The 17,345-nt window shown below is 59.5% G+C and carries 16 protein-coding genes; 8 read left to right on the top strand and 8 right to left on the bottom strand.

What is annotated here, in order from left to right:
• Positions 1–2: 2 nt before the first annotated feature.
• The 3 genes from FIV03_RS28575 to FIV03_RS28565 all read right to left on the bottom strand — a co-directional run bounded on the left by FIV03_RS28575 (position 3) and on the right by FIV03_RS28565 (position 3,656).
• Entirely contained in the window at positions 3–965 is a 963-nt protein-coding gene (locus FIV03_RS28575) for an ABC transporter permease (RefSeq protein ID WP_152512205.1), read from the bottom strand.
• Between the two features lie 25 nt (positions 966–990).
• The gene (locus FIV03_RS28570; RefSeq protein ID WP_152512204.1) at positions 991–2,484 is read right to left on the bottom strand and encodes a sugar ABC transporter ATP-binding protein; all 1,494 of its coding nucleotides are present in this window, start codon (positions 2,482–2,484) and stop codon (positions 991–993) included.
• Positions 2,485–2,582: 98 nt separating this feature from the next.
• Positions 2,583–3,656, bottom strand: coding sequence for a substrate-binding domain-containing protein (locus tag FIV03_RS28565; protein WP_152512203.1), 1,074 nt, complete (start codon positions 3,654–3,656; stop codon positions 2,583–2,585).
• Positions 3,657–4,033: 377 nt separating this feature from the next.
• Between FIV03_RS28565 and FIV03_RS28560 the strand changes: the two genes are divergently transcribed.
• The 4 genes from FIV03_RS28560 (at position 4,034) to FIV03_RS28545 (ending at position 8,066) form a co-directional block, all read left to right on the top strand.
• Positions 4,034–4,675, top strand: coding sequence for an SGNH/GDSL hydrolase family protein (locus FIV03_RS28560; RefSeq protein ID WP_152512202.1), 642 nt, complete (start codon positions 4,034–4,036; stop codon positions 4,673–4,675).
• 60 nt (positions 4,676–4,735) lie between these two features.
• Positions 4,736–5,833: an ROK family transcriptional regulator gene (locus FIV03_RS28555; protein ID WP_145903866.1), complete on the top strand. Its 1,098-nt coding sequence runs from the start codon at positions 4,736–4,738 to the stop codon at positions 5,831–5,833.
• A 113-nt stretch (positions 5,834–5,946) separates the two neighbouring features.
• Positions 5,947–7,068: a mannitol dehydrogenase family protein gene (locus FIV03_RS28550; protein ID WP_152512201.1), complete on the top strand. Its 1,122-nt coding sequence runs from the start codon at positions 5,947–5,949 to the stop codon at positions 7,066–7,068.
• Positions 7,065–8,066, top strand: a complete 1,002-nt coding sequence (locus FIV03_RS28545) for an aldo/keto reductase (protein WP_152512200.1) — start codon at positions 7,065–7,067, stop codon at positions 8,064–8,066. Before FIV03_RS28550 ends, FIV03_RS28545 begins: the two co-directional genes overlap by 4 nt.
• Here FIV03_RS28545 and FIV03_RS28540 read toward each other — a convergent pair.
• Entirely contained in the window at positions 8,051–8,953 is a 903-nt protein-coding gene (locus FIV03_RS28540) for a GntR family transcriptional regulator (RefSeq protein WP_228933098.1), read from the bottom strand. The two genes, FIV03_RS28545 and FIV03_RS28540, sit on opposite strands and share 16 nt — an antisense overlap.
• Positions 8,954–9,091: 138 nt before the next feature.
• Between FIV03_RS28540 and FIV03_RS28535 the strand changes: the two genes are divergently transcribed.
• From FIV03_RS28535 to FIV03_RS28520, 4 genes are all read left to right on the top strand, one after another.
• A complete protein-coding gene (locus FIV03_RS28535; protein WP_152507791.1) occupies positions 9,092–10,114 on the top strand; it encodes an ABC transporter permease in 1,023 nt (340 codons plus the stop codon).
• Positions 10,115–10,160: 46 nt separating this feature from the next.
• Positions 10,161–11,102, top strand: coding sequence for an ABC transporter substrate-binding protein (locus tag FIV03_RS28530; RefSeq protein WP_023001507.1), 942 nt, complete (start codon positions 10,161–10,163; stop codon positions 11,100–11,102).
• A 75-nt stretch (positions 11,103–11,177) separates the two neighbouring features.
• Entirely contained in the window at positions 11,178–11,969 is a 792-nt protein-coding gene (locus FIV03_RS28525) for an ATP-binding cassette domain-containing protein (RefSeq protein ID WP_152512199.1), read from the top strand.
• Positions 11,966–13,003, top strand: coding sequence for a zinc-binding alcohol dehydrogenase family protein (locus FIV03_RS28520; protein ID WP_152512198.1), 1,038 nt, complete (start codon positions 11,966–11,968; stop codon positions 13,001–13,003). The genes FIV03_RS28525 and FIV03_RS28520 overlap by 4 nt, the downstream gene beginning before the upstream one ends.
• Positions 13,004–13,058: 55 nt before the next feature.
• Here FIV03_RS28520 and FIV03_RS28515 read toward each other — a convergent pair whose 3' ends face one another.
• Genes FIV03_RS28515 through FIV03_RS28500 form a run of 4 tightly spaced genes read right to left on the bottom strand, consistent with a single transcriptional unit; the run spans position 13,059 to position 17,341 of the window.
• Entirely contained in the window at positions 13,059–13,970 is a 912-nt protein-coding gene (locus FIV03_RS28515) for an SMP-30/gluconolactonase/LRE family protein (protein ID WP_152512197.1), read from the bottom strand.
• Entirely contained in the window at positions 13,967–14,929 is a 963-nt protein-coding gene (locus FIV03_RS28510) for an ABC transporter permease (protein WP_152512196.1), read from the bottom strand. The genes FIV03_RS28515 and FIV03_RS28510 overlap by 4 nt, the downstream gene beginning before the upstream one ends.
• Positions 14,922–15,863, bottom strand: coding sequence for an ABC transporter permease (locus tag FIV03_RS28505; protein ID WP_023001512.1), 942 nt, complete (start codon positions 15,861–15,863; stop codon positions 14,922–14,924). Before FIV03_RS28505 ends, FIV03_RS28510 begins: the two co-directional genes overlap by 8 nt.
• Positions 15,860–17,341 (bottom strand): sugar ABC transporter ATP-binding protein, encoded by a 1,482-nt coding sequence (locus tag FIV03_RS28500; RefSeq protein ID WP_286202339.1) that lies wholly within the window; start codon positions 17,339–17,341, stop codon positions 15,860–15,862. Before FIV03_RS28500 ends, FIV03_RS28505 begins: the two co-directional genes overlap by 4 nt.
• Between the last annotated feature and the right edge of the window lie 4 nt (positions 17,342–17,345).

The following is a 17,345-nucleotide window of genomic DNA, read 5'->3' as shown; positions in this document are numbered from 1 at the left end:
GATCAAAGCCCTATTTTCTTGCGGGTCTGGAGCCCTACGACCAGGAGCAGGAGACCGCCCTTGATCGCGGTCTGGATGAAGGGCGACACGTTGGTGAGGTTCATGCCGTTGGACAGCAGCGCCAGGACCAGTGCCCCGATCACCGTGCCCTGCAGGCTGCCGATACCGCCGGAGAGCTGTGTTCCGCCGACGGCGACGGCGGTAATCGCATCCAGTTCGAACAAGAGACCGACATTGGGATCGCCCGAAACAATCCGGCCGGCCAGGAAGACACCGGCAAGGGCCGCAAAACACGAACAGGCGACATAGGCGAGCAGGATGTTTCGACGATCCGGAACGCCGAAATTTCGCGCAGCATCCGGCGTGCCGTTTGCAACTCCGCCGCCGATCGCAAACAGATGCAGGCCGAAGCGCGATCCATGCAGCAACTTCCAGGCCACCAGAACCACCGCGACACCCCAGAACACCGGCATCGGTACTCCGAGAAACGTGCCGCCGACCGACTGGATGACGATATCGGGCACGGTGCCTCCGGAAACCGGACGCAGGATGCGCGTGATGCCCAGAATGACATATTGCATTGCCAGCGTTGCGATGATCGGGTGGACATTCAGCCGGGTGATCACAAGGCCGTTGCTGAGGCCAACCAATACGGCGAACAGGAAAACCGCGGGTATCGTCACGTAGCCCGGCGCATCAAGCGCCAGAATGGCCGTCGTGAAGCTGATGAGGGAACCCACCGACAGATCGAGGCCGCCCACCACCACCACAAACATCTGGCCAATGGCCGTGATGACCAACGGCATCGCCTGGGCAATCAGGTTGAAGAGGTTTTCAGAACCGAGGAACTGGTCGGTGCGAAGACCGAGATAAACGCTGATGGCGATGGCGATCAGCAAGGGCAGCATCCACAAACCCTGCCGGCCTTTCGGCTGCGTCAATCTCGCGAGAAATGCTTGTGTCATGATCACTTCAATCTTGTGGGCAGGGTCAGGCGCTCAAGGCAGCGTTCAGGATCTGGTGCTCCGTTGCGGTCTCGGCGGGCAGCTCCGCGACAATGGCCTTGCCATGGACGACATAAATGCGGTCGCACAGGCCGATAAGCTCAATTGTCTCGCGGGACAGAACCAGAACCGCGCCACCTTTGTCCGCAAAGCTGCGCAACAGCTTGTAGATTTCCGCCTTCGCCCCGATGTCGACACCCCGGGTCGGTTCTTCGATGAGCAGCAGATCAAGACCCGCCGCAAGGTAGCGCCCCAGGAGCACCTTCTGCTGGTTGCCACCCGAAAGCGTGCCGACCGGTGCGGATGGGCCGGACGCCTTGATGTTCATGCTGGCCATCGTCTCGGAAATCGCCTTGCGATAGTCGTGCGCGATGGAGAGTTCGCCATGCACGGAAGACAGACCGACGGCAATGTTGTGTGCGATGGAAAGTCCCAGGAAGAGACCCTCTTCCTTCCGGTCTTCGGGAACGAAGCCGACTTTCCTTGCCTGAAGCTGCCGGATGCCGGATGCTTTCGGCGCGGGGAGCGGCAAGATCTTGCCCTTGATGGAGGCGGTGCCTGTCGAAGCCGGGTAAAGCCCGGCGAGCGATCTCAGCAATTGCTGTTGCCCCTGCCCTTCCAGTCCAGCGAGGGCGACGATCTCGCCCTTGTTGACATGAAGGGACAGCGGTGTGCTGCCCGGATCGATCCTGAAGTCTTCAAGGTCGAGGACGGTTTCTGTTGACGCTTTTCCTCGTGCGGGAAAGAGGTCCTGCAGTTCGCGGCCGACCATCAGGGCAATGAGGCTGTCCGGCGTCATGCCGCTCAGGGGCCGCGTTGCGACCAGCTTGCCGTCCTTGAGAACCGTCACCGTGTCGCAGATGCCGAATATCTCGTCCATGCGGTGCGAAATATAGACAATCGCCTTGCCTTCATCGCGCAAGCGCCTGATCTGCGCATTCATCACCTCGACATCGGCCGCATTCAGCGCGGCTGTCGGTTCGTCCAGAATGAACACCGAGGCATCCGCCTTGATGCCATGGGCAATTTCAACGAACTGGCGCTCCGCAATCGACAGCTCGGAAACCAGAATATCGGGGTTCAACTCCAGCCCCAATGCGGCAAGGGCCTTGCGGGTTTCGCGCCGCATCCTTGCCCTGTCGACCGTTCCGAACGCTGTTACCGGCTCGCGGCCAAGGAACATGTTTTCCGCAATCGTCAGGTTGGCGAGCAGAGACAGCTCCTGAAACACGGTCGATATGCCTGCTTCAAGAGCTTCCCTCGGCGTCTCGAAACCAGCTTTCCGCCCCTCGCGGAAGATCTCCCCGCTGTCGGGCTGGTGGACACCGGCCAGGATCTTCATCAGCGTCGACTTGCCGGCACCGTTCTCACCCATCAGGGCATGGACCGTGCCGGGCATGAGCTTGAGTGACACACCGTCGACTGCTTTGCTTCCGCCGAACGATTTGGAAATGTTCGACATTTCAACGAGGCAAGTCATTGCCTTCTCCCCCGGATCATATTCTGGATCTTTGCTGTCGGTGACCAGCCGGTGCGCGGAACTGCAGCACCGGCTGGCCGTCCGGCCTCGGGAGGAGGCTATTTCTTGCCGTAGAGCTCCTGCAGCTTTTCCTCCGGCAGCTCGGTTGGCCACCAGACGTTGGCAGACAGGTCCTCGCGGTAATATTGCTTGGCCTTGTCGACGTCCCAGCCTGCCGGGTTGTAGTCGTAGTGCTTCTTCAGCTCCTTGCCTTCCAGCAGGGCGACAGCAGCACGCACCCCGGCAGCTCCCTGGGCAGGCGCGTATTCCGCAGACACGGATTTAAATCCGTCCCGGATCCACTGACCGAAAAAGCCGTTGTTGCCTTCGCCGGAAATCGGCGGAATTTCAGCGCCGAACTGCTTGAACACGTCAACACAGGCACGGGTCATGTCGGCACCGGAAGACCAGATCCCGTCGACAGACGGGTTGTTCAGATAAAGCGTCTCACACAGGTTCTTGGCCTTGTCGTACTGCCAGTCGCCATGTTCTTCGGCGATGACCTCGACATTCGTGCCTTCAAGAGACTGCAGCAGGCCGTTGTAACGGTTGGTGTCTTCCGGGTGTCCGGCGAGACCGCGCAGAACCCAGATCTTGCCGTCGGTGCCAACCTCGTTGACGAGCCAGTCGCCCATCACCTTGCCGAAGTGTTCGGCGCCGCCCTGGATCTCGGTCGTATAGGCATCGCTCTCGATACGGCCGGTGTGCAGGACAACAGGAATGCCGGCTGCCACGGCCTTGGCGATCGACGCATCCGCAGACGTTGACGTTACAGGCTGAACGATGATCGCATCGACGTTCTGTGCAACCAGATCCTCGATATCGGCCACCTGCTTTTTCTGGTCGAAACCGGCGTCGAGCAGGATGAACTTGGTAATGCAGTCGTTCTTGGCAGCAGCCGCTTCGGACTCATGTGCCACCTGAACGGTCCATGTATTGGCGTTCACCCCAAAGTGGCTCATGCCGATGGTCCAGGGGCAATCCTTCTTGTATTTTCCCGCTTCGACGACCGGATTGTCGCCTTCCCTGGCCGTAACGCCATCCATCAGAAACGTGTCTTCCGCGAGCGCCGGGTATGACGAGATGGTGACGGCCAGACAGCCTGCCAGCGTGGCAGGTTTTAAATAAGTCATCGAAATTCCTCCTCCAAGGTCAGGCTTTTGATCTGCTTGCAGGAAGACTGCCGAGCGCCTGACCTCGGCGAACAGCCTTCCTCTACGCACAGGTCAGCCGTTCCGGCAGCGACAACGGGTGCCGGCCGGCAGACAAGGCGATGCCGTTCGCCGAAACGCATTCCGGCGGCGGGTGAACGCAACTGCGATGGGTGGGACCTCCTCCCAGGTCCGTTAAAAATCACGGCAGGACTTGCCTGTCAATAGTTATTCATATTGAATGATTAATTGGAAAGCTTGTCAGATCCCGCGAGCGATGCAATGTATGGCAACAGAGATTTCGGCCAACCTTCGGGACAACCGACTGTTTTCAATAACCAAATCAGGACGCTGCCAGCATGCGCACGATCTTGTGTTACGGCGACTCGAACACGCACGGACAAATTCCAGGGGGGACACCACTGGATCGCTACACTCTGCTGCAGCGGTGGCCGGGTGTGCTTGCGCGTGAACTCGGCAAGGGCTGGCACATCATCGAGGAAGGCCTCAGCGGTCGGACAACGGTGCATGACGACCCCATCGAAGGCGCGCTGAAGAATGGCCGCACCTATCTGCGCCCCTGCCTCATGAGCCATGCTCCTCTGGACCTTGTCATCATAATGCTGGGCACGAACGACCTGAAGGCCCGGTTTGGCCAGCCGGCGTCGGAAGTGGCAATGGGCATCGGTTGCCTGATCCACGACATCAAGGAACTCTCGCCCGGCCCTGACGGAACGGTACCCGAGATCATGGTGATCTCGCCGCCGCCGATGCTGGACGACATCAAGGAATGGGAGAACATCTTCAAGGCCGCCCAGCAGAAGTCCCATGAACTTGCCCTGCAGTTCGAGATCATGTCGGATTCGCTTGAGGTGCATTTCTTCGACGCTGGGTCCGTCTCGACCTGTGATCCGCTGGACGGGTTCCACATCAACGCACAGGCACATGAGAATCTCGGTGTCGCCCTGGCGCGGGAAGTGGAGGCGATCGGGTGGAAATGAGTTCGCTGCGCGCACAGCTGCCGGCAGGAATTTATGCGGCACGGCAACGGAGGGCCTTCCATGCCTGACATGAGATTTGCTCCGCCCAATCCGCTGCGCATAGCCGACCGTGCGTCAGGCCTGAATGCCGTCAGTGTGCGAAGCTACAACGAGCGCCTGGTGCTTTCGCTGCTTCTGCAGAACTCCTCGACGACACGGCTGGAGATCGGCGAACAGACGGGCCTTTCGGCGCAGACCGTGTCCGTACTCGTCAGGTCGCTGGAGCAGGAAGGACTGGTGGCGAAGGGGGAAGCGCAAAAGGGCCGTGTCGGCCCGCCAACGGTGCCTCTGACCCTCAACCCTGAAGGCGCTTATTCCATCGGCATCAGCGTCGGCAACCGGCACACCGATATCGTTCTCATCGATTTTGTCGGCAAGATCCGCTTTCACAAGACCTTGCCCAATCCGCAGCTTGCCCATGGCAGCAACCATTCGGAATTTCTGGAGACGATTGCGAGCGCGGTGAAGCTGCTGCCGGATGCGGAACGCGAACGCCTGGCTGGCGTCGGTCTTGCCCTGCCTCGCCGACTGTCGGGCGGCATGGACGAAGAAGCCTATTTCAAGGCCTTGCAGGCGGAGATCGAGGAACAGCTCGGCATTGCCGTTTTTGTCCAGAACGACATCACCGCAGCGGCCAGCGGTGAGAGCATGTTCGGCGCTGCCAAGACACTTTCGGACTATATGTTCTTCTACCTCGGCGCCGACCTGCACGGCCGCCTTGTCCTCAATCACCAGATCTATAACGGCAATTCCGAAGTCAGCTTCGATGTCGGCATTGCGGCGCTGGAGAGAGATCTGTCGGCGCAGGGCAAGGAAGTCGACCCGCTCTGGGACCGTTCAGGATCCTGGCCAGACTACGGTGCTCTGGTGAGTGATTGGGAAGAACGGCTGATTGCCCAGATGCGCGCCTCCCTGCATGGGGTCGGTCAATTCGTGGAAATCGAAACAGTCATCCTGTCGTCTTATGCGCCTGAAAGCATTTGCCAGGACATCTGCCGGAAACTGGAAGCAGCAGCCCCGCAGATCAAGGCAATCGCCGGCAACATCGTGCCGGCACCGAAGGCGATCGGCGCTGCCAGTCTGCCGTTCAGTTCCAGGTTCATGGTCAGTGGAAACTGACCCGCTGAGGTCTATACCCTCCCGACAACCGCCTGATCTTTTCCGCGGTCGGAAATTGCTTGATTTAAAATGTTCATAATTATAATAAACATAAAATCATTCGGGAGAGAGCCATGTCGACGTCAGCGATCGTTCAATTCGGGACCAGCCGCTTCCTGCAAGCGCATGCAGACCTTTTCGTTTCCGAAGCCATTGCCGAAGGGCAGGACGTCGGACCGATCACAGTGGTTCAAACTAGTGGCGACGCGTCCCGGGCACATCGCCTGAAGGCGCTTGCAGACCCTTCCGGCTACGAAGTCCGGATCAAGGGCATCGACAACGGTACCCTGGTGGACACAAGCAAGACCGTCAGCAGCATCAAACGTGCCTTGTCCTTGCCGGAAGACCTTGCCGAGGTCGCGAAAGCCGTGGCCGGCGAGGCAAGGATTATCCTCTCCAACACCGCTGATGCGGGCTATCGGCCAAGTGAGGCAGACAAGAGCACCGACTTTTCCATCGACATGTCCTATCCGGCCAAGTTGACGTGGTTCCTGTTCCAAAGGTTCGGCATGGGCGGCGCTCCGGTGCAGGTCATGCCGGCCGAACTCATTCCCGAAAACGGCAATGTTCTGAGAGATCTTGTCCTTTCCATTGCAGCTCTTTACCCGCCTGAATTTGCAGACTGGCTCCGCTCAAACGTGACCTGGGTGAATTCCCTGGTCGACAGGATCGTCTCCGAGCCGCTGGAACCCGCCGGAGCTGTGGCCGAACCCTATGCGCTTTGGGCAATCGAGAAACAACCCGGCCTCATTCTGCCCTGCGTGCACCCATGCGTGCAGGTGGTCGAGGATCTGGAACAGGTCGAGACCCTGAAGCTATTCATCTTGAACCTTGGACACACCTACCTGGTGTCACGATGGCTGGCTGCAGGCGGTTCGTCCCTGCAGTTTGTCCGGGAACTGATTGACAGTCCCGACTATGGCCCCGACCTTACAGATCTCTATCGACGTGAAGTCATCCCTGCCTTCGAGGCTCATGGCCGCAAGAACGAAGCGGAAGTGTATGCCGCCACGACAATCGACAGGTTCAAGAACCCGTTTCTGGACCACAAGCTTGCCGACATCGCACAGAACCACGGGGAAAAGATAGAGCGACGTATTTCATCTTTCCTGTCCTGGGCACGGAAAGCCGACGCGTCACTTCAGATGCCCCGGCTGGATGCAGTGGCGGCTGGTGCCGAGGCAGCACGCGCATGAGGGCACGCAGACAGATCGGCAACACAGGTGTTCTGGTAACGGATATCTCCTTCGGAGCCTCCGCCATCGGAAACATGGCTCGGGTAGTGCCGGAACCAGAGGCAAACGAGGTTCTTCAGTCTGCCTGGGACGCCGGGATCCGGTACTTCGACACCGCACCTCATTATGGCCGTGGCCGGTCGGAAGAACGGTTAGGCAGGTTCTTGAAATCCAGGCGGCGTGAAGACTACGTCCTGTCCACCAAGGTTGGGCGCGTTCTGTCACCGGGAACTCCTCTGAAGGAGGCCGACGGTTTTTTCGACCCGCTTCCGAACGCTGTTCGCTACGACTATTCCGGTGACGGCATTGAAGCGTCGCTGGAAGGCAGTTTCGAGCGGCTGCAGACGCGCCATGTCGATATCGTCTACATCCACGACATCGGCACCTACACCCATGGCGCTTCAAACGAAACACATATGCAGGACTTGCTGGCGACCGGGCTCGACCGGTTGCAAAGGTTGAAAGCCAAGGGAAAAATCCGCGCCTTCGGCCTCGGCGTGAATGAAACCCGGGTTTGTCTCGACCTTCTGAACGAGACCGACCTGGACGCCATCCTGCTTGCAGGACGCCTGACCCTGCTCGACCGGGAAGCAGAAGACCAGCTCGTCGGGCGGTGCCGGGAAAAAGGCACAAGCCTGGTTCTCGGCGGGATCTTCAATTCCGGAATTCTGGCAACGGGACCGGTTGAGGGCGCCTGGTTCGATTACGCACCCGCGCCAGCGGAAATCCTGGCAAAGGTGACCGCACTCAAGGAACAGGCGAAAACACTGGGACTTTCGCTTGCCAGCGCGGCCCTTCACTTCGCCCACAGCTATCCCGGTGTCGCCTCTGTTCTGCTCGGCACATCGAAGGCCTCATCCCTGAAGCGCAATCTCGACTGCCTCGCCGAAGCACCGCCCGCCAGCTTTTCAAGAGTGTTTGGCACCCCTGCGCAAGAGGGCCTTCAGGCGAACTTGTGAACCCGCAGCGACTGCAGAAGCGTTTCCTTCGATCTCCGCAGATGCTTTAGCGCTGCGGCTTCCGACCTTGCGCCGTCCTTGTCGAGCATCGCGTCGATCCATTCCAGATGCTCCTCGATCGCGGCCGCATTGCGTTCCAGTTCGTCGCGTTTGTCCCACATGTAGTGGTAGTTGAAGATCAGCTTGATGAGCTTCTGTGCCTCGAGAACAAACCGGTTTTTGACCACGCTGTTGACGGCTGAATGAAACTTTTCGTCCAGCAGGGAAAAGTCGTGATACCGCTCCTCAAGGACCGACTTCAGGTCCTCATGTTCGCGCTTCAAGGCCTTGAGCTTTTTCCAGATCTCGTGCTCGGGCGGAAGGGTCAGCAGCTGCCGGACCGCATTCAGCTCGAGAACCATTCGAAACTCTGACAGTTCAACCGCAAATTCCGACGTGAACCCAAGGAGCGACCACCCTCCTCTTGGACGGCGCTCCACAAGACCGAGACGGCTCAGTCCGGCCAGAAATTCCTGCAGGTTGTGGACGGGAACACCGAATTGCCGCGACAGTTGCGCCACATTGAGCGACGTCCCCGCCGGAACGTCGAAACGCAGGATCCATTCAAAGAACCTGTGCTCCAGCTCCTCCGTGGACAGGGAACTTTCGGCAGGAACCAGGCGGTGCTCCGCTTGCGGTTTCCGGATCAGCGTCTTGGTACGGCCTTCCCAGCGAATGAGATTGTCGCTGTCCAGCTTTTGCAATGCGGTGCGAACGATGGTTCTGCTGACTTCCATCTTGTCCGCAAGCGCGGTCTCGGCGGGCAACTCGTCGCCAATCGCCATGGCGCTGCAGATGTCCAGCAACCTGTTGTATGCGCGCCTGAATCGTTCGTCCGTTCTTGCCATGGCAGCAACCTAACATATCCAAAACGCTGAACAATTCCGATTGTTTGTATTAAAAAATAAAAAACTGTTGACGCGCCACATTACCTGACCTCATATTGTTTTTAATAATTTTATTCAATATCCGGCCCGGGAGGATTTATGGCGGATCTTGATCGAGGCGCAGAGCCTGCTTCCTGGACTTTCAAACTGTCTGCCGGTTCTTTTCACAAGTTATCGGCGCTCCTGACCCTTGCCCTGCTGATCTTCGCGTTCTCCTTCGGAAATGCGGCCTTTTTCTCCATCAACAACGGACTGACGGTGCTGCTGCAGACGTCCGTCATCGGCTTGCTGGGCATCGGGATGACGATGGTGATCATTACCGGCGGCATCGACTTGAGCGTCGGCTCCGTACTTGCCCTTTCGGGAACCATCACCGGATTGAGCATCAAGGCAGGCGTGCCGGTCGGTCCCGCCATGGCGATCGGCGTGATGGCCGGCGCCGCTTGCGGTTTCGTCAACGGCTTCGTCATTACCAAAATGCGGATCACCCCGTTCGTGGCAACGCTCGGCATGATGCTGATCGCCCGCGGCGTTGCCCTCCAGCTGACGGGCGCAGCGCCGATTTCGCGCCTGGGTGAAAGTTTCGGTCTTCTGGGCAATGGCTCCTTGTTCCGCATCGTAGAGAAAACCGGCGGCATCTTCCCGAAAGTCGTCTTTCCCGGAATTCCCTATCCGGTCATTCTGCTCGCGGTTGTCGCACTTGCCGCAGCCTATCTTCTCAGGCGCCGCCAGATCGGCCGGCATATCTATGCCACAGGCTCGAACGAGGAAGCCGCGCGTCTCTCCGGTGTCCTGGTCGATCGCACCAAGATTTTTGCCTACGTCCTTTCAGGAGCGCTTGCCGGGCTCGCGGGCAACGTCCTGATGTCCCGTCTCGTGACAGTTCAGCCGAATGAAGGCGTCATGTACGAGCTCGACGCAATCGCCGCGGCCGTCATCGGCGGGGCTTCGCTCATGGGCGGTGTCGGCAATATTTCCGGAACGATGATCGGCGCAGCCATCATCGGCGTTCTGCGGAACGGCCTCAACATGGCCGGCGTGTCCGCATTCATCCAGCAAATCGTGATCGGGGTCATCGTCATTCTGGCGGTCTACGTCGATCAGATCAGAAACCGGCGCTGAGAAAGCCGGACGATTTCCAGAGCAACTTCAGACGGAGGAGAATGAAATGAAGAAGCTTTTGACAACAGCGATGATGGCAAGTGCCCTTGCGCTGTCCGCAGCAGCCGCGCAGGCCGGAGAAATTGCGGTCATCGTCAAGACGACGAATTCCAACTTCTGGCAGAACGTGAACAAGGGCGCCAGCGCAGCCATCGAAGGCCAGTCGGACCACACGATGACCTTCAACGGTCCGGCCTCGGAATCGGCCGTTGCCGATCAGGTCAGCCTTGTCGAGAACGCCATCAACCGCGGCGTATCCGGAATTGTCCTGGCACCATCCGATCCGGAAGCACTGATCCCGGCGGTGAAGAAAGCGTATGAATCCGAAATTCCTGTTGTCATTATCGACTCCGGTCTCGCCGACAACGGCAAGGAATTTTACCAGTCATTCCTGTCGACCGATAACTGTGCTGCTGGTCAACTGGTTGCCGACAAGATGATTTCGGAAGTCGGGACAGAGGGCAAGGTTGCCGTGATGTCCTATGTCGCGGGTGTCGGCTCCGAACTTGGCCGCGTCGGCTGCTTCGTCAAGCGGATCGAGGATCAGTCCAAGATCGAGATCGTCGGCCCCTATTACTCCCAGTCCCAGATGGCAACCGCCTTGAACCAGACCACCGACGTTCTGGCGGCAAATCCGGATCTTGTCGGCATTTTTGGCGCCAACGAACCGACGGCCATCGGCATGGGCCGGGCACTGGCACAAGCCGGAAAGGCGGGCAAGGTCACGGCGATCGGCTTTGACGGCAACACAGACCTTCAGGATTTCGTCCGCGATGGAACTTTGGCCGCGACTGCCGTTCAGGGCTCGTTCCAGATGGGCGAGATCGGCGTTCAGACCATTCTGAAGCTCTTGAACGGTGAACAGGTGCCGAACTTCATCGACACCGGCGTCGTGCTGGCCACCAAGGACAACATCGATCATCCGAGCGTTCAGAACGTCCTTTACTAACGCACCACAACGCGGCCGGAAGCCTTGCTGCTCAAAGGCTTCCGGTCTTTTCAATCGTCGATCGGGACACGGAATATGAAACCAGATGCACAATCCGCGGCACCGCTGGTGCAGATGGAGGCAATCGAAAAGCACTTTGGCGGCATCAGGGCGGTGAATGGTGTTTCTCTGGAGCTTTATCCAGGTGAAGTCGTTGGCGTTCTCGGCCACAACGGCGCCGGCAAATCGTGCCTGATGCGCATCTTGTCCGGAGCCATGATCCCCAATGAGGGGACGATCAAGGTCAACGGCGAAATCGCCGACATTCAATCGCCCCACGACGCCCGCGATCTGGGCATCGAAACCATCTACCAGACGCTTGCCCTGGCAGATCATCTGAACGCACCCGCCAACCTGTTTCTCGGCCGGGAACTGAAAACAAGGTTCGGCAATCTGGACGACAACAGAATGATGGCCGAGGCGGTCCGCGTTCTGAAAAGGCTCAACCCGAACTTCAAGAACCTGAACGATCCGGTGTCGAGCCTCTCGGGCGGCCAGCGGCAGGTTGTTGCCATTGCCAGAGCGATCTATTTTGACGTCAAGATCCTGATCATGGACGAGCCGACAGCCGCTCTCGGCCCTTCGGAAACGGCCATGGTCGGTGCCTTGATCAGACAATTGCGCGAAGAAGGAATAGGCATCCTCCTGGTGAGCCACGACATGCATGACGTGTTCGAACTCTGCGATCGTGTCATAGTGATGAACAAGGGCCGTAAGGTCGGCTCGCACCGGATTGAAGACGTCACCAAGGATGATGTTCTCAGCCTTATCATCAAGGGCGACCTTCCTCACGACTGGGCTCCCAGGAGCCGGAAAGCCGTTCAATGAATATTGAAAAGACCAAATCACCGGCAGTGGCCCGATCAATGGAATGCGGTACCGTCATCGAACCGGGTGTCTTCAGGCTCGAAACGCAGGCCCTGCCCGAAGACGCGCCGGACGGCTGGGTGCTTGTGGACATCGAGGCCGTCGGCATTTGCGGCACCGACTACCACATTCTGGAAGGCAAGCACCCTTTCCTGAACTACCCGCGTGTCATTGGTCATGAGCTTAGCGGCAGGGTCGCGGAAAGCGTCGGCCCGTGGACTGCCGGGGAACTGGTGGTGGTCAACCCGTATCTTTCGTGCAACGCCTGCCGGGCCTGCACGAAGGGCAAACCGAACTGCTGCAGCAGCATCGAGGTTCTCGGTGTTCACCGGGATGGCGGAATGTGTTCCCGCATCGCAGTCCCTCAGCAAAATCTCTATCCGGCGACCGGCTTGACGGAACTTCAGGCGGCGATGGTGGAGTTTCTTGCGATCGGGGCCCATGCCGTTCGCCGGGCGGCGCTATCCGCCGACGACAGGGTTCTGGTCACCGGGGCCGGTCCCATCGGCATCGGCACAGCTCTCTTTGCCCGGCTTTCGGGAGCCGAAGTCCATCTTCTGGACATGAGCCAAACGCGGCTGGCCCAGGCGACGGAAAAATTCGGCTTCAAGAACACGCATCTCGTCGGAACCGACATTCTGTCAGGTCCTCTGCAAGACGGCTTCGACGTGATTTTCGATGCAACGGGCAATGCGGCCGCCATCGAAGCCGGCTTTCCTCTTCTTGCGCATGGCAGCCGCTATGTGCTGGTGAGCGTCGTGAAGGAAACCATCAGCTTCAGCGACCCGGAGTTTCACAAACGCGAAACCCAGATCATCGGCAGCAGAAACGCCACGAGAGAAGACTTCGAGACCGTCATGTCGGCAATTCGCTCAGACCGGATCGACACGGATGCGCTGTGCACGCTGACCGTGCGCCTCGAGGACCTTCCGGCGAAGATCAAGGAGCTGGCGACAGACAGGGAAGCCTTGATCAAGGCCATCGTGACCTTGTAGTAACGATCGGGTCTGCCAGTTGAAGATTTCTCAAGGCTTCTGTGCGGCGATCTTCTCAGATCGCCGATCTTGCGTTGACCGCAATCTCATAAACCGACGTGGTTGCGGTGATCAGCAACCGGTTGCCGCGCACGCCACCGAAACACAGGTTGGAGACGACTTCCGGCACCAGGATCTTCCCGAGCCGGGTCCCGTCGGGGTGGAAACAGTGAATGCCGTCGGACGCCGAACTCCACAGATGGCCGGCAGCATCGACCCGCATTCCGTCGGGAAGTCCACGGTCTATTGTGGCAAACACCTCGTCCGACAGGATCCCACCGGTCTCGTCCAGCTTGAAAGCACGGATGATGGAGGGAACCTCGGCATCATGACTGGAGCCGGATTCCGCCACGTAGAGAACGCTCTCATCCGATGAAAAGGCCAGGCCGTTCGGCTGGGTGAAATCTGTGATCATCGCTTCGACCTCTCCGGTTACCGGATCCACGCGGAAGACATTACGGGCCGCCTGTTCCGGCTCTGAGGTGTAGCCTTCATAATCGCTCAGGATGCCGTAAGTCGGATCGGAGAACCAGATCGCGCCGGTCGACTGGACGATCACGTCATTCGGTGAATTGAGACGTTTTCCCTGGTAGCTGTCTGCAATCACGGTGCGGGTGCCGTCCAGTTCGGTCCGGGTAACAGAGCGGGTTCCGTGCTGACAGGACACCAGCCTGCCCTGACGATCCCGGGTGTTGCCGTTGGAATAATCCGCAGGCTGGCGATAGGTGCTGACCTGGCCATCAAGCGTCAGCCGCATCATCCGGTTTGCGGGAATATCGGAAAAAAACAGGTGCTGGTGATCGGCAAACCAGACGGGCCCTTCGGTCCATTCAAAGCCGGTCGCAAGTTGGCGCAACCTTGCGTTCTTCTGGATCAGGTTCCTGAAACGGGGATCGTCGATCTGATAGGGAGAAGAGAAACTGTTCATGTGGGTCTGCCCTTTCCGGATGCGGCAGCGACGATGCCAATGATGATGGCGCCGGTCATGATCAGGCGCACGCCTGCGCCGAAGCCGTAGGAATTCAACATCGAAACGACCAGGAACATCAGCAGCGCCCCGCCCCAGATGCCCGGAACATTCGAATTGCCGCCGGCAATGGAGCAGCCTCCGATCACGACAACGGCGATGGAAATCAGGAGATATTCCGTGCCCATGTTCAGTGCGGCACCTCCTGAAAAGCTCGCCAGAAGGTATCCGGTGAACGCCGCAAGCACGGCGGAGACGACATAGGTGACCGCGCGGACCGTCTCTACCGGGATCCCACTCAGCCGGGCGGCGCGCGTGTTCTGCCCGAAGGCGGACACCCAGCGTCCGAAGATCGAGCGTTCCAGAACCACCCAGCTCAACAGCGCAATCAGCACGCCGATGATCGTCAGGTTCGGCAGGCCGGCGATGGCGCCGGTCGAAAAATCTGCGAGCGCCTCCGGCGGCTTGATCCTGAGGCCGCGGTTCCACCAGATCGCCAGCGACTGATAAAGGAAAGATGCCGAAAGGGTCGCAATGATTGGCGGGATCCGCAAAAGCCGGATCAGCAGGTAATTGAATGTGCCCGCTCCGATACCGACGGCAAGCGCGACGGCGAGCCCCGGCAAGATGAGATTTGCCGCGCCATCCATGAACTTGAGCGACAGCGTGCCGGCCAGCGTCATCGTCGCGGGGATCGACAGATCGACATTGCCCGGCCCAAGGGTGATGACGAACATCTGACCCAGCCCGACAATGGCCGAGAAGGAGGCAAAGGTCAGCGCTGCGGAAAGAAGCTCCCCTCCACCGCGTCCTTCCGTCAGCGAAAGGGTTGCGAAATAGGCAAGGGCACTGGCTGCGAATGCCCAGAACCAGGGTCTTCTGGGGATGGCGAGAACGGTCGAAAGACGGGAGTTATCCATTTTCGGCTCCCTTCCATTTCCGGCTGCGGCGCGAGAAGATCAGCCGCACCGCAAGTACAAGGATGAGGATCGCGCCCTGAGCGCCGATCTGCCAGTCCGGCGACAGGCGCATGAACGAGAGGAAGCTTCCCGCGAGCGCGAGTGTCAACGCACCGAGCACCGCACCGACAGGCGAGACCCGACCGCCCGTGAACTCTCCTCCCCCCAGGATCACTCCGGCGATGGAGAGCAACGTGTAGCGCAAAGCGATGTTGGCATCGGCCGACGTTGTCAAGCCGACGAGGCAGATACCGGCCAGGACACCGAAGAAGCCGGCAAGCGCATAGGCACCCGCCTTCAGTTTCGTGACCGACCAGCCGGAGCGTGCAACCGCCTGGGCGTTGCCGCCGACTGCGCGCAACAGCGTGCCCGTCGAAGACCGCATGATCAAAAGATGCGTCAGACCGGCGATGAGGATGCAGGCCACCACCGCCATCGGCACCAGTGGCGGTTTGACGGTCATCACCGTTCGGATCCATGTCGGCGCCGCACCACCCGGCGATGGCAGCAGCAGAACCGCCAGGCCTCCCCAGACGAATGACATGCCGAGCGTGACCACAATCGCCGGAAGCTGGCGAATGTGAATGAGCGCGCCGATGGCCGCATACGCGAGGATCGATGCCAGCAGGATAGCCGCGCCGACGAGCGGCGCATCATTCAGGAAGGTTGCCGTGACACAGGCGACGAAGCTGACGAACGTCCCGACCGACAGGTCGATGTCGTTGACCATGATGATCATCATCTGCGCGATGGTTGCCAGCGCGATCGGTACCGCGAGATTGAAGAGCAGGTTCAGGCCGAAGTAGCTCATTGCCCGGGGTTGAAGGTAAAAGACGGCCGCCAGCAGCACAGTCAGGGACAGGACCGGAAGCAGAATGCGGTACTTGCCGTTCATGCGCCGGCCCCCTGCATCTGGAAAGAGGCGGCCAGAATGTTTTCTTCCGTGATGCCGTCTCCGGTCAACTCCGCTGATATCTGCCCGTTCCGGAACACAAACACCCGGTCACACTGGCAGACTTCATCCGTTTCCGTCGAATACCACAGGAAGGTGCGCCCGTTGGCGGCTTCCGTTCGGATCATGTCGTAAGCTTCCTGTTTGGTGCCGACATCGACACCGCGCATCGGGTCGTCCATCACCACGATCGGGGCCGATGAGGCCAGTGCACGGGCGAAAAGAACCTTCTGCTGATTGCCGCCGGACAGGGACAGGATGAGATTTCCCAGATTGTCGGTCCGAATGCCGATACGCTTCTTCCAGTCTGCGCCCAGCGCCTGCTCAGCAACCCTGTCGACCAACCCTCGCCGGGTCAGGCTTGGCAGGTGCGTCAGCGTGAGATTTCGAAGGATCGACCAGAGCGGCATGACCCCGTCCCGGCCGCGGTCACCGGCAACGAAGGCCGCTTCAGGATCCTTCACCCGCGCGAGTTTCCCCGACCGGGACATGAAGAACCGGGCCAAAGCTTCTGCCTGCCCATGCCCGGCAAGACCCGCCAGGCCAACGATTTCCCCTTTGCGGGCACTGAGCCCTTCCGGCGTCTTCAGCACTTCTTCGCCGATGCGTTGACTGCTTTCGACCGCCGCCCGGGCGGCGGCCTTCTCGTTTGCCACATGTCCCATGGCATCGATCAGGCCCTGCTGGGTAAATTCAGACGCCGGTCTGCTGGCGATGATCTTGCCGTCCTTCATCACGTCGATCCGTGATGCGACTTCGAAAACCTCTCCCAGCATGTGCGAAATGAAAATGACCGCACCGCCCTTGGCGCAGAAGCGACGGACATGTTCGAGCAGTTGCCGGGCAATCGAGGCATCAAGGGACGATGTCGGCTCGTCGAGGATGACGAGACGTGGTGGTGTAGGGCCACCTGCAAATCCGGCAGCGATCTCGACCATCTGCCGTTCCGCCAGGGTCAGGTCGCCGACGATCATGCCCGGTTCGATCCTGTGTCCGGGAAAGATTTCGTCGAGAGCAGCGGCAATCCGCCCGGCAGCCGTTTTGCGCCAGCCAAATCCTGTCAGGTCACGATGTGGAACCCTCAGATTTTCCAGTACGGACAGGTTTGGGCATAAGGAAAGTTCCTGAAAAACACTGCGGATACCGCAGGCACGCGCACGTGCTGCCCCCGTTCCTTTTCTGCCGTCCTCATGCCCGTAACGGACTTGTCCGTCCGTTGGCGTCAGTCCGCCATTGATCACGTTGACGGCTGTCGATTTGCCCGCACCGTTGTGACCCATCAGACCGACACATTCGCCGGGACTGACGGTCAGACTGACCCCGTCGAGCGCGCGCACTGCACCGAAGTGAACGCACGCGCCCGAAAGGGCAACCAACGGGACATCCGGCTTCGGCTTGCCGGCGCCAGTTGCCACTTCCAATTCC

The sequence above is a fragment of the Labrenzia sp. THAF187b genome, assembly GCF_009363375.1.
Classification (GTDB): domain Bacteria; phylum Pseudomonadota; class Alphaproteobacteria; order Rhizobiales; family Stappiaceae; genus Roseibium; species Roseibium algicola.
Note: the sequence above shows the minus strand (reverse complement) of the source record. Positions and strands in the feature narration are given on the sequence as shown.

Coding starts and splice junctions, on each gene's coding strand:
- FIV03_RS28550 (WP_152512201.1), top strand. CDS start 5,947: ATGTCGACGTCAGCGATCGTTCAATTCGGGACCAGCCGCTTCCTGCAA.
- FIV03_RS28530 (WP_023001507.1), top strand. CDS start 10,161: ATGAAGAAGCTTTTGACAACAGCGATGATGGCAAGTGCCCTTGCGCTG.
- FIV03_RS28565 (WP_152512203.1), bottom strand. CDS start 3,656: ATGACTTATTTAAAACCTGCCACGCTGGCAGGCTGTCTGGCCGTCACC.
- FIV03_RS28545 (WP_152512200.1), top strand. CDS start 7,065: ATGAGGGCACGCAGACAGATCGGCAACACAGGTGTTCTGGTAACGGAT.
- FIV03_RS28525 (WP_152512199.1), top strand. CDS start 11,178: ATGAAACCAGATGCACAATCCGCGGCACCGCTGGTGCAGATGGAGGCA.
- FIV03_RS28515 (WP_152512197.1), bottom strand. CDS start 13,970: ATGAACAGTTTCTCTTCTCCCTATCAGATCGACGATCCCCGTTTCAGG.
- FIV03_RS28560 (WP_152512202.1), top strand. CDS start 4,034: ATGCGCACGATCTTGTGTTACGGCGACTCGAACACGCACGGACAAATT.
- FIV03_RS28535 (WP_152507791.1), top strand. CDS start 9,092: ATGGCGGATCTTGATCGAGGCGCAGAGCCTGCTTCCTGGACTTTCAAA.
- FIV03_RS28510 (WP_152512196.1), bottom strand. CDS start 14,929: ATGGATAACTCCCGTCTTTCGACCGTTCTCGCCATCCCCAGAAGACCC.
- FIV03_RS28505 (WP_023001512.1), bottom strand. CDS start 15,863: ATGAACGGCAAGTACCGCATTCTGCTTCCGGTCCTGTCCCTGACTGTG.
- FIV03_RS28570 (WP_152512204.1), bottom strand. CDS start 2,484: ATGACTTGCCTCGTTGAAATGTCGAACATTTCCAAATCGTTCGGCGGA.
- FIV03_RS28520 (WP_152512198.1), top strand. CDS start 11,966: ATGAATATTGAAAAGACCAAATCACCGGCAGTGGCCCGATCAATGGAA.
- FIV03_RS28555 (WP_145903866.1), top strand. CDS start 4,736: ATGCCTGACATGAGATTTGCTCCGCCCAATCCGCTGCGCATAGCCGAC.
- FIV03_RS28575 (WP_152512205.1), bottom strand. CDS start 965: ATGACACAAGCATTTCTCGCGAGATTGACGCAGCCGAAAGGCCGGCAG.
- FIV03_RS28540 (WP_228933098.1), bottom strand. CDS start 8,953: ATGGCAAGAACGGACGAACGATTCAGGCGCGCATACAACAGGTTGCTG.